8 protein-coding genes are annotated in these 14,858 nt (G+C 75.8%); 5 read left to right on the top strand and 3 right to left on the bottom strand.

Going from position 1 to position 14,858, the window contains the following annotated elements; all coding sequences use genetic code 11:
* Positions 1–44: 44 nt before the first annotated feature.
* Together ACFWU6_RS09310 and serC are read right to left on the bottom strand one after the other, a co-directional pair.
* Positions 45–3,188 (bottom strand): sacsin N-terminal ATP-binding-like domain-containing protein, encoded by a 3,144-nt coding sequence (locus ACFWU6_RS09310; protein WP_383801591.1) that lies wholly within the window; start codon positions 3,186–3,188, stop codon positions 45–47.
* A gap of 383 nt (positions 3,189–3,571) precedes the next feature.
* Entirely contained in the window at positions 3,572–4,690 is a 1,119-nt protein-coding gene (gene serC, locus ACFWU6_RS09305) for a phosphoserine transaminase (protein WP_383801485.1), read from the bottom strand.
* 85 nt (positions 4,691–4,775) lie between these two features.
* Between serC and ACFWU6_RS09300 the strand changes: the two genes are divergently transcribed.
* Positions 4,776–7,562 carry an FAD-binding and (Fe-S)-binding domain-containing protein gene (locus ACFWU6_RS09300; protein WP_383979879.1) on the top strand — a complete coding sequence of 929 codons (2,787 nt, stop codon included), beginning with the start codon at positions 4,776–4,778 and terminating at the stop codon, positions 7,560–7,562.
* Positions 7,563–7,615: 53 nt separating this feature from the next.
* Positions 7,616–8,602 (top strand): DMT family transporter, encoded by a 987-nt coding sequence (locus ACFWU6_RS09295; protein ID WP_383801490.1) that lies wholly within the window; start codon positions 7,616–7,618, stop codon positions 8,600–8,602.
* A gap of 66 nt (positions 8,603–8,668) precedes the next feature.
* Here ACFWU6_RS09295 and ACFWU6_RS09290 read toward each other — a convergent pair whose 3' ends face one another.
* Positions 8,669–10,312, bottom strand: a complete 1,644-nt coding sequence (locus ACFWU6_RS09290) for a CocE/NonD family hydrolase (protein WP_383979873.1) — start codon at positions 10,310–10,312, stop codon at positions 8,669–8,671.
* 340 nt (positions 10,313–10,652) lie between these two features.
* On the opposite strand from ACFWU6_RS09290, the gene ACFWU6_RS09285 reads away from it, so the two are divergent.
* From ACFWU6_RS09285 to ACFWU6_RS09275, 3 genes are all read left to right on the top strand, one after another.
* Positions 10,653–11,453, top strand: a complete 801-nt coding sequence (locus ACFWU6_RS09285; RefSeq protein ID WP_383979863.1) for a TIGR03084 family metal-binding protein — start codon at positions 10,653–10,655, stop codon at positions 11,451–11,453.
* Between the two features lie 68 nt (positions 11,454–11,521).
* Positions 11,522–13,261: an acyclic terpene utilization AtuA family protein gene (locus ACFWU6_RS09280; RefSeq protein WP_383801594.1), complete on the top strand. Its 1,740-nt coding sequence runs from the start codon at positions 11,522–11,524 to the stop codon at positions 13,259–13,261.
* Positions 13,258–14,856 (top strand): acyl-CoA carboxylase subunit beta, encoded by a 1,599-nt coding sequence (locus tag ACFWU6_RS09275; protein WP_383801499.1) that lies wholly within the window; start codon positions 13,258–13,260, stop codon positions 14,854–14,856. The genes ACFWU6_RS09280 and ACFWU6_RS09275 overlap by 4 nt, the downstream gene beginning before the upstream one ends.
* Positions 14,857–14,858: the final 2 nt, after the last annotated feature.

Genomic DNA, 14,858 nt, shown 5'->3' with positions numbered 1-14,858 from the left:
CGCAGACCCCCAGCGCCGCAGCGCCGCAGCGCCGCAGTCCCGCGTCAGTCGAACCAGCGGTCGCGGGCCAGTTCCGCCGTGCGGGAGGCGTCCTCCAGGAGGGCCGCCACCTCGAAGCGGCGGGGCCACTGGCCGGCCGCCCAGGCCAGGCCCGCCGCCACGCCCTCCAGGGTGGCGGCGTGCACGGCGCCGTCGGGGGTGCGGCGCCAGTCCAGCTCGGTGCCGCCCGCGATCAGCTCCTCGTGCTCCAGGTACACCGCGGGCGTGGCCGGGCCCAGCAGGACCCGCACCGACTCCGGGACCTCGTGCTCCTCGCCGGGCGTGCTCACCTCCGCCGGAACCGTCAGCGACAGCCGGCGGACCTGGAGCAGCTCCGCGAGGTCCGCCGCCCGGGACGGCGCGACCGGCAGCAGCGGCAGGCCCGCCGTCAGCGGCAGCAGGTCCGGTGCGTCGGCGATGACCGCGTCGGCCGCGTCCACCACCCGCACCTCGCCGTCCACCACCGCGCGCAGCTCGTCCGGCAGGGTGACCTGCTCGGGGTCGAGGTCCGCCAGCGCCCCGTACAGGCCGTGCAGCTGCCGGTCGGTGACCTCCCGGTCCGGATCGGCCAGCCGGCCCAGCAGCTCGGCCGCGCCCCCGGGCTCCTCGAGCAGGGCGGCCACGGTGGTCCGTACGCCCAGGGCCCGCAGCACCTGCTCGTCCTCGAAGCCGGTGGCGTCCGCCGAGGTGTAGAGCCCCGCCAGCAGCGGGTCGCCGCCCGCCGCGCGCAGACCCGCCGGGCGGCGGCCGTCGAGGACCGGGTGGTCGCGCAGCCACCAGGCGGTGTACGGGCGCACCGACCGGGTGGTGCCGTCCGGGAGCAGGACCCGTACCGGCTGGGTCAGCGCGTCGCGCAGCGGCGGCTGCGCGAGCATGGCCAGGGCCTGCGGCCAGCAGTCGTCGTCGACCAGGTCGAGGTCGCGCACCGCGACGAGCTCGGTCGCCACCGGCGGCACCGGGGTGTCGGGGAGCTGGTCGAGCAGGTCCTCGCACCACACGTCGACCGCGTCCAGCAGGCCCGCGTCGTCGGGCTCGGCGAAGTCCCCTTCGCGGGGCTCCAGTTCGTCCGGGTCCAGGACCACGTCGGTGGCGCGCACCAGCTGGAAGGCGGCCAGCACCCCGCAGGCGGTGAGCGGGTCGGGGCCCCAGCGGTCCACCAGCTCGGCGTCCACGTAGGGGATCTCGTCCTCGCGGACCACCGAGGCCAGCGGCGAGCCGGGCAGCAGCAGTTCGCCCGCCGGGGTCGGCTCGCCGTCCTCGTCCGGGAGGGCCAGCGCGCCCAGCCAGGGCTCGTCCCCCGGGGCCAGATCGGCGTCGCGCACCAGGCCCAGGACCACCTCGGCCAGCTCGTCGGCGTCCAGGGCGTCCGCGTCCTCGTCCCAGACGTCCCCGGCGTCCAGGGAGGCGGCGACGGCCGCCCGTACCTGCGGGGTCGTCAGGATCGCCCGGGGGGTGGCCGGGAGGGCGCCGAGCTTCTCCAGCAGCGGGTGCGCCGCGTCGGGGTGGGCGACCTTCAGTCCCAGCCGGGCCAGGTTGGCCGGGGTGTCCGAGGAGGGCAGCAGGATGTGCCGGGGCCCGATGGCGGTGCGGCCGTCGGCCAGCGGCACGGGCAGCCCGGACAGCCGGTCGGGGTCCACCCCGGCGAGGCTGTCGTAGAGCCGGTGCCACCAGTCCGGGGTGCGCTCGATGCCGGCGATCCGCTCGATGGCGTCGCCGAGCGGGAGCCGGCCGACGCCCAGGGTGCGCAGCTCGGCGCGGCGCTCCAGGCCGGCCGGGAGCAGGGTCGGCAGGACCTCGGCGAGGACCCGCACGGTGTCGGCGCCCGCGCCCTCGACGACCTCGGCCTCGAAGGGGCGCAGGGCGGCCCGCTCCTCGCCGCGGTCGCCGGAGCCGTCCTCGCGCTCGGGCGGCGCGGCGGGGGCGAGGAAGGCCGTACGGGGAAGGCGGCGCAGCACGGCGGCGCGCAGGGAGCCGTCGAGCTCGCCCTTGCCGAGCGGTCCGGGTACGAGGTCCACCAGGGCGGTGGTCACCGGGTCCCAGGCGCCGAGGAGTTCGGCGTACGCGTCGGCCGCGCGCTCCACCAGGAAGTCGGTCAGCGGCCCGGGCGCGGGGTGCCGGCGGGTGGTGTCCAGCGGCAGGGTCGCGATGAGCAGGGCGGGGATGCCCAGGGGCTCGTCGGTGGGGGTCGGGGCGTGCACCACGGGCGCCGTCGCGGGGCGCAGCGGGGCGCCGTCGGCGTCGACGGGCACGGACCAGGACACCGCCCAGGTGGGCCGCAGCCGCTCCTCCACCGGGCGGTCGGCGAGCAGGGCGCGTTCGAGGGGGCCGCCGTGGCGGACGGTGCGCCAGCGGCTGGTCCCCGCCGCGGAGTCCTCGATGACCGTGTACGGGCCCTCGTCGCGGCGCACGAGCGTGCGGGCGCCGCCGCCCGGTGTCTCGATGACGACCTCGCGCAGCCCGGGGAGGGTGAGCAGCAGGGCGTCGTCGACGGAGGCGAGGAGCCGCTCGACGAGGTCCTCGGCGGCGGCGTCGCGCAGCGGGAGGACCACGACGGTGTCGTAGCCGTCGGGCGCGGTGCCCTCGGCGGGCAGCGGGAGGCGCAGCAGCGGCACGTGCCCGTCGCGGCGGCGCAGTTCGTCGCCGAGGCCGGGGCTGCCGACGGCGGCGTCCCGGGCCAGCTCGCGCGCCTCGGCCAGGGACCAGCGGACGCCGCCGTGCCGGCCGAGGACCGCGGGCTCGTCGCAGACCGCGAGGACGGCCGCGAAGCCGACGCCGAACCGGCCGACCGTGTCACCCGATCCGGTGGACTCCCGCTTGGCGGAGGCGCGCAGGGTGCTCAGCGACTCCACGCCCGTGGCGTCCAGCGGGGCGCCGGTGTTGGCGACGGCCAGCACCCGGTGGCCGTCCTCGCCCGGGTGCAGGGTCAGCCGGAGCCGGCCGGGCACCTGGGCGCGGGCCGCGGCGTCGGCGGCGTTCTGCGCCAGCTCGACGACGAGCCGGTCGCGGTAGCCGCCGAGCGCCAGGTCCTCCTCGGCGTTGGCGTCCTCGCGGAACCGGGCGGGGCCCGCGCCCCAGGCGTCGAGCACGCCGCGCCGCAGCCGGGCCGTGCCGAAGGGGTCCACGCCGTTCCGGGCCGCCGTCACTCGCACGTTCACGCCGCTGCCTCCAAGCCGTACTGCATTCGGGAATGCCGAGCCCTGAAGGTATCGCGTACGGGATCAGTCCCTGCCCGTGAGGTGGGCGAACACCACGACGTCGGCGTCCCGGTGGCGGTCCGCGGTGAGGCCGCCGCCGCAGGTGATCAGGCGGAGTCCGGCCGCGCCGCGGGTGTCGGGGGCGGGCCCGGCGAAGGTCCCGCGGCGGGAAGCCGCAGGTCGCGGGCCGCCCGCGGTACTTCCCTTTGCGGAGTGTTTGCCCCGATTTTTGGGACCGAGGTCCCGGCGGGCAGGGCCCGGGGGAACGCCGGAGCCCCCGGCGACACGACGTCGCCGGGGGCTCCTGGAGCGGTACGGCCGCGGCCGCGGCCAGAGGGCTACAGCTTCTCGATCACGTAGTCGACGCACGCGGTCAGCGCCTGCACGTCCGCCGGGTCGATCGCGGGGAACATCGCGACACGCAGCTGGTTGCGGCCGAGCTTGCGGTACGGTTCGGTGTCCACCACGCCGTTGGCGCGCAGCACCTTGGCGACGGCCGCTGCGTCGATGTCGTCCGAGAAGTCGATCGTGCCGATGACCGCGGAGCGCTTGTCGGCGTCCACGACGAACGGGCTCGCGTACTTCGAGGCCTCGGCCCAGCCGTACAGGTGGCGCGCGCTGGCCGCGGTGCGGCCGGTCGCGAACTCCAGGCCGCCCTGGCCGTTCAGCCACTCCAGCTGCTCGTTCAGCAGGAACAGCGTGGACAGCGCCGGGGTGTTGTACGTCTGGTTCTTCAGGGAGTTGTCGATCGCCGTCGGCAGCGAGAAGAACTCCGGGATGTGCCGGCCCGACGCGTGCACGCGGGCCGCGCGCTCCAGGGCCGCGGGGGAGAACGCCGCCAGCCACAGGCCGCCGTCCGAGGCGAAGGACTTCTGCGGGGCGAAGTAGTAGACGTCCGCCTCGGTGATGTCCACCGGCAGACCGCCGGCGCCCGAGGTCGCGTCCACCAGGACGAGCGACCCCGCGTCGGCGCCCGCGACGCGCTTGACCGGCGCCGCGACGCCCGTCGAGGTCTCGTTGTGCGTGTACGCGTACACGTCCACGCCCGCCTCGGCCACCGGGTCGGGGTGCGTCCCCGGCTCGGAGGCGATCACGGACGGCTCGTCCAGCCACGGCGCGAGCTTCGCGGCCTTGGCGAACTTGGAGGAGAACTCACCGAAGGTGAGGTGCTGCGACTTCCGCTCGATGAGCCCGGCGGTCGCGATGTCCCAGAAGGCGGTGGAGCCGCCGTTGCCCAGGATCACCTCGTACCCCTCGGGAAGGGAGAAGAGGTCCCGGACGCCCTGGCGCACCGAGCCGACCAGGTTCTTGACCGGGGCCTGGCGGTGAGAGGTTCCGAGCAGGGAGGTACCGGTGGCGGCGAGGGCGTCCAGCGCCTCGGTCCGCACCTTGGAGGGGCCCGCGCCGAAGCGTCCGTCGGCGGGCTTGATGTCAGCGGGAATCTGGATCTCGGCCACGATCGGAGCGTATCGGGTCCCGGTCCGCGCGTCGGAGCCGCGTCCACCCGGTGAGACGCGCCGAGACGGTGGCAGGGTGGACACCGTGACGTCTCCCGGGGAACTCGAGCGGACTTTGCGGGCGAACCTGCGCGGGGAGGTCGACTTCGGCGCGGCCGCCCGCGCCCTGGTGACCATGGACGCCTCCAACTACCGCCGCGTCCCGCTCGGCGTGGCGTCCCCCCGCGACGCCGAGGACGTGGCCGCCGCGCTGCGCGTGTGCGCCGACGCCGGCGTCCCGGTCGTCCCGCGCGGCGGCGGCACCTCGATCGCGGGCCAGGCCACCGGCACCGGCGTCGTCCTCGACCTGAACCGCCACATGGACGCCCTGGTGTCCGTGGACCCGGCGGCCCGCACCGCGGTGGTCCAGCCGGGACTCGCGCTCGACCGGCTGCGGGCCGCCGTGCGCCCGTACGGCCTGACCTTCGGGCCGGACCCCTCCACCCGCTCCCGCTGCACCCTCGGCGGCATGATCGGCAACAACGCGTGCGGGGCCCACTCGGTGGCCTGGGGAACCACCGCCGACAACGTCGCCGAGCTGGCGGTCACCACGTACGGGGGAGTCCCGCACCGCCTCGGCACCGGCTGGTCCGGCGCCCCGGCGGGGCTGCGCGAACTGGTCGCCGGGAACCTCGCCGTGCTCCGCACCGGGCTGTACGGCCCCTTCGGGGACTTCCCGCGGCGGATCTCCGGCTACGGCGGCATGGACGCCCTCCTCCCCGAGCGCGGCACGCAGCTCGCCCGGGCCTTCTGCGGGAGCGAGGGCACCCTCGGGGTGGTGACGGAGGCGGTGGTGCGCCTGGTGGAGCTGCCGCCCGCGCCCGTCCTGGCGGTCCTCGGGTACGCCGACGAGAGCGCGGCCGCCGAGGCCGCCGCGGGCCTGCTCCCGTACGGGCCGCTCACGGTGGAGGGCATGGCGCACGACCTCGTCGGGGGCTTCGCCGCGGGCCTGCCGCGGGGCGGGGCCTGGCTGTTCGCGGAGATGCCGGACGAGGGCGCGGCGCGGGTGCTGCTGCGGGGCGCCGACGCCGTGGACGCGCTGCTGGTGGCGGACCCGGCCGCGCAGCGGGCCCTGTGGCGGATCCGCGAGGACGCGGCGGGCACGGCCACCCGGCTGCCCTCGGGCGCGATGGCCTGGCCGGGCTGGGAGGACTGCGCGGTGCCGCCGGCCCGGCTGGGGGCGTACCTGCGGGACTTCCGCGCCCTGCTGGCGGCGCACGGCCTGCACGGATCGCCGTACGGGCACTTCGGTGAGGGCTGCGTGCACGTGCGGATCGACTTCGACCTGGTCACGCGGGAGGGCGTGGCCCGCTTCCGGACCTTCTCGCAGGAGCTGGCCGACCTGGTCGTCGCGCACGGCGGCTCCCTGTCGGGGGAGCACGGGGACGGCCAGGCGCGGGCGGAGCTGCTGCCGAGGATGTACGGGGCGGACGTCATCGCGCTCTTCGGCGCGTACAAGGACGTGTGGGACCCGGCGGGCGGCATGAACCCGGGGATGCTCGTGCGGCCGTCCCGGCTGGACGAGGACCTCCGCTTCGCGGTGCTGCCGGACACCGCCTTCGCGCGGGAGGTCGCCCGGTGCGTGGGCGTCGCGAAGTGCCGGTCCGCGGACCCCGGCGGGTCCGGCGTGATGTGCCCCTCGTACCGGGTCACGGGCGAGGAGCGCCACTCCACGCGCGGGCGGGCCCGGCTGCTGCACGAGATGCTGGCCGGGGAGATCGTGACCGACGGCTGGCGCTCGACGGAGGTCGCCGAGGCGCTGGACCTGTGCCTCGGCTGCAAGGGGTGCCTGAGCGACTGCCCGGTGGGTGTGGACATGGCCGCGTACAAGGCGGAGTTCCTGCACCGCCACTGGGCCGGCCGGGTCCGCCCGCTCGCCCACTACCTCCTGGGCGGCCTCCCGTACTGGCTCCGCCTGGTCGCCCGGCTGCGGCTGGCGGCCGTCGTCAACGCGGCGGCCCGCCGGCTCCCCCTCCCGGGCCTGACCCGCGCCCGCCCCCTCCCCCCGGTGTCCCGCGACCCCTTCACCCGCTGGTGGCGCACCCGCCGGGCCCCCGCCGCGACCGGCCCGGGGGGCGGCGGGCCCGCGGCCACCGCCACCCCCAGCGGGACCGTCACCCTGTGGCCCGACACCTTCACCGAGTACCTGGCCCCCGAGACCGGCCGCGCGGCCGTCCGCGTTCTGGAGGCGGCCGGGTTCGCCGTCACTGTGCCCCGGGGTCCGGTCTGCTGCGGCCTCACGTACGTCTCCACCGGCCGCCTCGACCGCGCCCGCGCGGTCCTGCGCCGCACCCTGGACGCCTTCGACGCCTCCGGCGGGGCCGTCGGCGCCCCCGTACTGGTCCTGGAACCCAGCTGCGCCGCGGCCCTGCGCACCGAACTCCCCGCCCTCCTCCCCGAGGACCCCCGCGCCCACCGCCTCGCCGCGGCCGTCCGCACCTTCGCCGAGACCCTGGAGGAGTTCGCCCCCCACTGGCAGCCGCCCCGCCTCGACCGGCCGGTGGCCGGCCAGGCCCACTGCCACCAGCACGCCGTCCTCGGCGACGCGGCCGACCGCCGGCTGCGCGGGCGCGCCGGCCTGGCCGGCGAGCTCAGCGGCGGCTGCTGCGGCCTGGCGGGGAACTTCGGCTTCGAGCCCGGTCACCACGACGTGTCGGTCGCCTGCGCCGAGGAGCAGCTGCTCCCGTCCCTGCGGGAGGCCCCGGAGGGAGCCGCGGTCCAGGCGGACGGCTTCTCCTGCCGGACGCAGATCGCGCAGCTCGGCGGGGTCCGGGCCCGCCACCTGGCCGAACTGCTCGCCGAGGGACTCACCGGCACCGTTCAAGCACCCTGAGGTAAGGCAACACCGGCCGAGACACTCCTTACCGAACCCCTTAGTCTGGAGAGATGACCGCCCCCTCCCCGCGCCCGCCGACGACCCCGTCCCCCTCCCCGTCCGCCAGCGGCCCCGGCGCCGGCCCGGGCCCCGGACCCGCCGGCGCCCCCGTCGTTCCCCCGCGGGGCGCCACGGCCGCGACGCGCTTCGGCCCGGTCGCCCTGGTGGTCTCGGCAGGCGTCTCGGTGCAGTTCGGCGCCGCGCTCGCGGTCACGATCATGCCGAGGGCCGGGGCGGCGGGCGTGGTCACCCTGCGCCTGGCGGCGGCCGCGCTCGTCCTGCTGCTGCTGTGCCGACCCGCAGTGCGCGGTCACTCCCGCGCCGACTGGGGCACGGTGCTCGCCTTCGGCGTCACCATGGCCGGGATGAACGGCCTCTTCTACCAGGCCGTGGACCGCATTCCGCTGGGCCCGGCCGTCACCCTGGAGGTCCTCGGCCCGCTCGCCCTCTCGGTGGTCGTCTCCCGGCGCCTGGTCAACGTGCTGTGGGCCGGCCTCGCCCTCGCCGGCGTGGTCCTGCTCTCCGGGCACGGCGGGGGCGGGCTCGGTTTCGGCTCCCTCGACCCGGCGGGCGCCGCCTTCGCGCTCGGGGCGGGCGTGATGTGGGCGGCGTACATCGTCTTCAGCGCGCGCACCGGCCGCCGCTTCCCGCAGGCGGACGGCCTGGCCCTCGCGATGGCCGTGGCCGCGGTGCTGTCGCTGCCGCTGGGCATCGCCGAGGCCGGCTCCGACCTGCTGGTGCCGAGCACCCTGGCGCTGGGCCTCGGGGTGGCCGTGCTGTCCTCCGTACTGCCGTACACCCTGGAACTGCTGGCCCTGCGCCGGCTGCCGTCCCCCACCTTCGCGATCCTGATGAGCCTGGAGCCGGCCATCGCCGCCACCGCGGGCTTCCTCGTGCTGAGCCAGGCCCTGTCCGTGCTGGACGCCCTGGCCATCGCCCTGGTGATCGCGGCCAGCATGGGCGCGGTCCGCTCCCAGACCCGCCGGCAGCCCGACTGACGCACGCGCCCGTCCGCCCGTCCGCCCCGCCGGTCACCGGCCGGCGGGGCGGACGGGCGCGCCGACTCAGCCGAGCGGCAGGTCGAGGTAGGACGGCGTCGCCTCCGGGGAGGTGAAGGACAGCGTCGCGCGGGGCAGGTTGGCGTCCGCGTAGAAGGGGTCGCGGGCGTCGATGACCAGCATCAGCCGGTGGCCGGCCGGGACGTCGTACGCGGTGGCCTGGAGGTCGATGTCCGCGCTGATCAGGCTGTCGGGCGCCGAGTCGAGATCGGTGTACGGGGCGTGCGTGACGAGGTGCGCCGTGCCGTCGGGCGCCGTGTCGAGGAGGTACGCCACGAAGGCGGAGCCCGGGTTCGCCGCCCGGTAGGTGACGCGCAGCCTCGGCGTGCCGCGCAGCCGGGTGGTGTGGTCCGCCGGGGCCGCGGCCCACACCGCGGCGACGGCGCGGTCGATGTCGCCGGTCGGATAGGCCTTCGGGCGCCCGGCGATCTCCGCGTAGCCCCCGGTGACGACCGCGTCGGCGACGGTGGCCGGGGTGTCGACCCCGCACAGCACCCCCGCGGTCCAGCCGGCCTCCGGCTCCGGCGCGAGTTCCCCGCTGCCCGCCAGGTGCAGCCGGTGTACCCGCTCGGTGAAGGAGTGCCAGGTGGGACGCGGTTCGAGGGTCTTGTTCCACATCACCTCGCCGAGTACCTGGCCTTCGTCGGCGATGCCGTTGTCGAGGCCCTTGAGGTGGTGGTCGAACCAGCGGTGGGCGTCGGTCCAGATCCGGTTGGGCAGGCCGAGCATGCCCGTCATCTCCGGGCCGGAGTGGTCCCCGATGGAGAGGGCGATGCGCTTGGGCCCGGTCAGCTCGTTGAACATCTTGAGCGTCTGGTTGGCCGGGAAGAGGGTCTCGTGCCAGGCGTGCGCGAAGTAGACGGGCACCTGGCGCCGGTTGAGCTCCTTGATGTGGCTGAAGGGCGAGCGCGCCTCGGCCCACCGCAGGGTGCCCAGCACGTCACGGCCGGCGAGGACGTTGTCGAAGACGCTCTGCGTCTGCGGGCTCAGCCGCGCCTTCGACGCCGCGCCGAGCAGGGCCCGTACGGCCGCGAGGTGGCGGGTGGAGTTCTCGTAGAAGGCCTCCCCGAGGTCGCCCCACGTGCTGAGCGCGACCACGGCGTCCACACGGGTGTCGTGCGCGGCGACGAGCTGGCTGATGCCCGAGCCGTACGAGTCCCCGAGGAAGCCGATCTTCGTGACCGGCCCTGCGGAGCGCTCGACGAGGTGGTCCAGGGCGCGGCTGCCGTCCGCGACGTCGAGCGGGCCCGCCACGTCGACCCGGCCCTCGGATCCGGCGAAGCCGCGGGTGCTGTAGGCGAGCACGTCGTAGCCGCGGGCCGCGAAGAGGGTGGCCTGGACGGCGTACGCGAGCCAGCCCAGGTCGGTCCAGGGCGAGGGCATCACGACGACCGGCCGCGGCGCGGCGCCGGTGCGGCGCCACAGGGCGGCGTCGAGCATGTCCCCTTCGGCGCCGGCCACCTTGCCGCGGGAGAAGACGGCCACGGAGCGGACCTCATCGACCTCCGCCACGCGGGCGGGGGCGAGTCCGGTGGTGTCGCCGCTCTCCAGCGCCGTGACGAAGGCGCCGAGGGCGGTCGCGTCGAGTTCGGGGTAGAGGGAGCGCGGGGCGGCGGGGGCGGCGGGGCGGGGAGCAGGGGTAGGGGTCACGTCGGTTCATCCTCTTCGTCGAGTGCGTCGAGTGACATGAACGTGGTGGGTGGTGGGTCGTGCGCTCGCCCGGGCCCGGAGCGGAACGTCCAGTATCGACCGGACATGCAGGGACGTTCTGGGGGTTTGCGGCGTACGGCCTGAATCGCCCCCGCCCGCAGTCCGGCCGGCGGCCCCCCGGACCTGCGGGCGGCCGCACGGCACGCCAAGTCGCCTTTCCCGCGGCCGGGTTGGGTCCACTGGCGGGAAGGCGCCGTCGAGCGAGAAAATCATGCAAGCATGCTTGATTGTTTTGGTGGCGGCTGCCAGTCTTCCCCTCACGCCGAGAGGGGAGCGCACCGTGCCCGATCCGTCCGCCGCCGCCGTCTTCACCGATCTTGCCCAGGAGAGCCGCGAACTGGACTCCCTGGTGGGGGACGTGCCCGGTCCCGACTGGGCCCGCGGCACCCCCGCGCCCGGCTGGACCATCGCGCACCAGATCGCCCACCTGCACTGGACCGACCGGGCCGCGCTCCTCTCCCTCACCGACGCCGACGGCTTCGCGGCCATGGCCGAGGCGGCCCTGAAGGCCCCCGACACCTTCGTCGACGAGGGCGCGCAGGAGGGTGCGCGGTGGGCGCCCGCCGAGCTCCTGACCCGCTGGCGGGCCGGGCGCGCGGCTCTCGGCGAAGCCCTGGCCGCCGCGTCCCCCGACACCCGCTTCCCCTGGTACGGGCCGCCGATGAAGGCCGCCTCGATGGCGAGCGCCCGGCTGATGGAGACCTGGGCGCACGGCCAGGACGTGGCCGACGCCCTCGGCGTGCACCGCACCCCGACCGCCCGGCTGCGGCACGTGGCCAGGATCGGCGTCCGGGCCCGCGACTACGCCCACGCGGTCCGCGGACTGCCCGCGCCCTCCGAGGAGTTCCGGCTGGAGCTGACCGCCCCCGGCGGCGCGGGGGAGTGGGCGTACGGCCCCGCCGACGCCCCGCAGCGGATCACCGGACCGGCCCTGGACTTCTGCCTCCTGGTGACCCGACGCGCCCACCGCGCCGACCTGGCCCTGACCGCCACCGGCCCCGACGCGGACCGCTGGCTCGACATCGCCCAGGCCTTCGCGGGCCCGCCGGGCGCCGGCCGCACGCCGCGGACCTCCCGGTGACGCGCCGGCCGCTGCGCATCGGCAACGCCTCCGGCTTCTACGGGGACCGCGCCGACGCCCCGCGCGAGATGCTGACCGGCGGCCCGCTGGACGTGCTGACCGGGGACTACCTCGCCGAGCTGACGATGCTCATCCTCGGCCGCGACCGCCTGAAGGACCCGGACCTCGGCTACGCCAGGACCTTCCTGCGCCAACTCGAGGACGTGCTCGGGCTCGCGCGGGAGCGGGGCGTGCGCATCGTCGCGAACGCCGGCGGCCTGAACCCCGCCGGACTCGCCGCCGCCGTGCGGACGCTCGCGGCCGAGACGGGCGTACCGGTCTGCGTCGCGCACGTCGAGGGCGACGACCTGATGCCGTACGAGGAGGGGGCGCTCACGGCCAACGCCTACCTGGGCGGCGCCGGGATCGCGGCCTGCCTGCGCGCCGGGGCCGACGTGGTCGTCACGGGCCGGGTCACGGACGCGGCCCTGGTCAGCGGGGCGGCGGCCTGGTGGTTCGACTGGGCGCCGGACGCCTACGACCGGCTGGCGGGAGCGGTGGTCGCCGGCCACGTCCTGGAGTGCGGCACCCAGGCCACCGGCGGCAACTACGCGTTCTTCGGGCGGCACGACGTCCGCCGTCCCGGCTTCCCGCTGGCGGAGGTGGCCGAGGACGGCTCCGCGGTGATCACCAAACACCCGGGCACGGGCGGGGCCGTCACCACCGGCACGGTCACCGCCCAGCTCCTCTACGAGACCCAGGGCATCCGCTACCTGGGCCCCGACGTCACCGCCCGGCTGGACACGGTCCGGCTCTCCGGGGACGGCCCCGACCGGGTCCGGGTCTCGGGCGTGCGCGGCGAGGCACCGCCCGACACCCTCAAGGTGGGCGTCACCCGCATCGGCGGCTGGCGCAACGAGGTGGTCTTCGTCCTGACCGGCCTCGACATCGAGGCGAAGGCCGCCCTGGTCCGGTCCCAACTCGCCGAGGCCCTGAGCGAGGTGGCGTCGGCGCGGTGGACCCTGTCCCGCACGGACCACGAGGACGCCGGGACGCAGGAGACGGCGAGCGCCCTGCTGCGCCTGGTGGTCCGCGACCCCTCACCGGACCGGGTCGGCCGCGCCCTGACCTCGGCGGCGATCGAACTGGCCCTCGCCAGCTACCCCGGCTTCCACGTGACGGCCCCGCCGGGCCCCGCCCAGCCGTACGGGGTCTTCACCTCCGCCCTGGTCCCCGCGGCCGCGGTCCCCCACACGGCGGTCCTCCCGGACGGCACCCGCCACCCCGTCCCCCCACCGGCACCCGCCGCCGCACCCCCACCGGCGGCGCCCACCGCCACCCGACCCGCACCCGCCGCCGCACCCCCGGTCCCGCCAGTCCCGCCGGCGTTCGAAGCACGGGGGCCGGGGGGCGGAGCCCCCGAAGGTGACCGGGGCCGACCCACCGCCCGCGCCCCCCTGGGCGCACTGGCCGGGGCCCGCAGCGGCGACAAGGGCGGCGACGCCAACGTCGGCGTGTGGGTCGAATCGGCCCCCGCCTGGGAGTGGCTGCACCGCACCCTGACCGTCGACGCCTTCCGTGCGCTGCTCCCGGAGACCCGGGACCTGCCCGTCGCCCGCCACGAACTCCCGCACCTGCGCGCCCTGAACTTCACCGTCACCGGAATCCTCGGCGACGGCGTCGCCTCCGGCCACCGCTTCGACCCCCAGGCCAAAGCCCTCGGCGAATGGCTCCGCGCCCGCCACCTCGACATCCCGACCCACCTGCTCCCGCCGACCGAAACCGAAGCCCCCGCCCGGGGCACCCACGACCCGGAGGTCGGACCATGACCCGCCTCGGCACCACCGTCGACCCCCGCGCCCCCGAGCACGCGCAGGCCCGTACCGCCGCCCTCGAACGCCTCGCCGCCCTCGACGCCGAGCACGCCAAGGCCCTGCGGGGCGGCGGCGAGAAGTACACCGCCCGGCACAAGGAGCGCGGCAAGCTCCTCGCCCGCGAGCGCATCGAGCTGCTCCTCGACCCGGACACGCCCTTCCTGGAGCTGTCCCCGCTCGCGGCCTGGGGCAGCGACTACCCCGTCGGCGCCTCCATGGTCACCGGCATCGGCACCGTCGAGGGCGTCGAATGCCTGGTCACCGCCAACGATCCCACGGTCCGTGGCGGGGCCAGCAACCCGTGGACCCTGAAGAAGGCCCTGCGCGCCAACGAGATCGCCCGGCAGAACCGCCTGCCCTGCATCAGCCTCGTCGAGTCCGGCGGCGCCGACCTCCCCTCCCAGAAGGAGATCTTCATCCCGGGCGGGGCCGTCTTCCGCGACATCACCCGGCTCTCCGCCGACGGCATCCCGACCGTCGCCGTCGTCTTCGGCAACTCCACCGCCGGAGGCGCGTACATCCCCGGCATGTCCGACCACACCGTCATGATCAAGGACCGCTCCAAGGTCTTCCTCGGCGGTCCGCCGCTGGTCAAGATGGCCACCGGCGAGGAGAGCGACGACGAATCCCTCGGCGGCGCCGACATGCACGCCCGCACCTCCGGCCTCGCCGACCACTACGCCCTCGACGAGCACGACGCCATCCGCCAGGCCCGCCGCATCGTCGCCCGCCTCAACCACCGCAAGCCGCACGCGGACCCGCCGAAGGCACAGGACCCGCTGTACGACCCCGAAGAGCTCCTCGGGATCGTCCCGCCCGACCTCAAAACCCCCTTCGACCCGCGCGAGGTCATCGCCCGCATCGTCGACGCCTCCGACTTCGACGAGTTCAAGCCCCTCTACGGCACCAGCCTGGTCACCGGCTGGGCCACCCTCCACGGCTACCCGGTCGGCATCCTCGCCAACGCCCAGGGCGTGCTGTTCAGCGCCGAGTCCCAGAAGGCCGCCCAGTTCATCCAGCTCGCGAACCAGCGCGACATCCCGCTCCTGTTCCTGCACAACACCACCGGCTACATGGTGGGCAGGGAGTACGAGCAGGGCGGCATCGTCAAACACGGCTCGATGATGATCAACGCGGTCTCCAACTCCCGCGTCCCGCACCTCTCCGTCCTCATCGGGGCCAGCTACGGCGCCGGGCACTACGGCATGTGCGGACGTGCCTACGAGCCCCGCTTCCTCTTCGCCTGGCCCAGCGCCAAATCCGCCGTCATGGGGGCCCAGCAACTCGCCGGCGTGCTGTCCATCGTGTCCCGGCAGTCCGCGGCGGCCAAGGGGCAGCCCTACGACGAGGAGGCCGACGCCGGGATGCGCGCCTTCGTCGAGGCGCAGATCGAGTCCGAATCGCTGCCGATGTTCCTGTCCGGGCGGCTGTACGACGACGGGGTCATCGACCCGCGCGACACCCGCACCATCCTCGGCCTGTGCCTGTCGGCCGTCCACAACGCCCCCGTCGAGGGCGCCCGCGGCGGCTTCGGCATCTTCCGGATGTGAGC

It is taken from the genome of Streptomyces sp. NPDC058674 (assembly GCF_042716505.1).
Taxonomy (GTDB): domain Bacteria; phylum Actinomycetota; class Actinomycetes; order Streptomycetales; family Streptomycetaceae; genus Streptomyces.
Note: the sequence above shows the minus strand (reverse complement) of the source record. Positions and strands in the feature narration are given on the sequence as shown.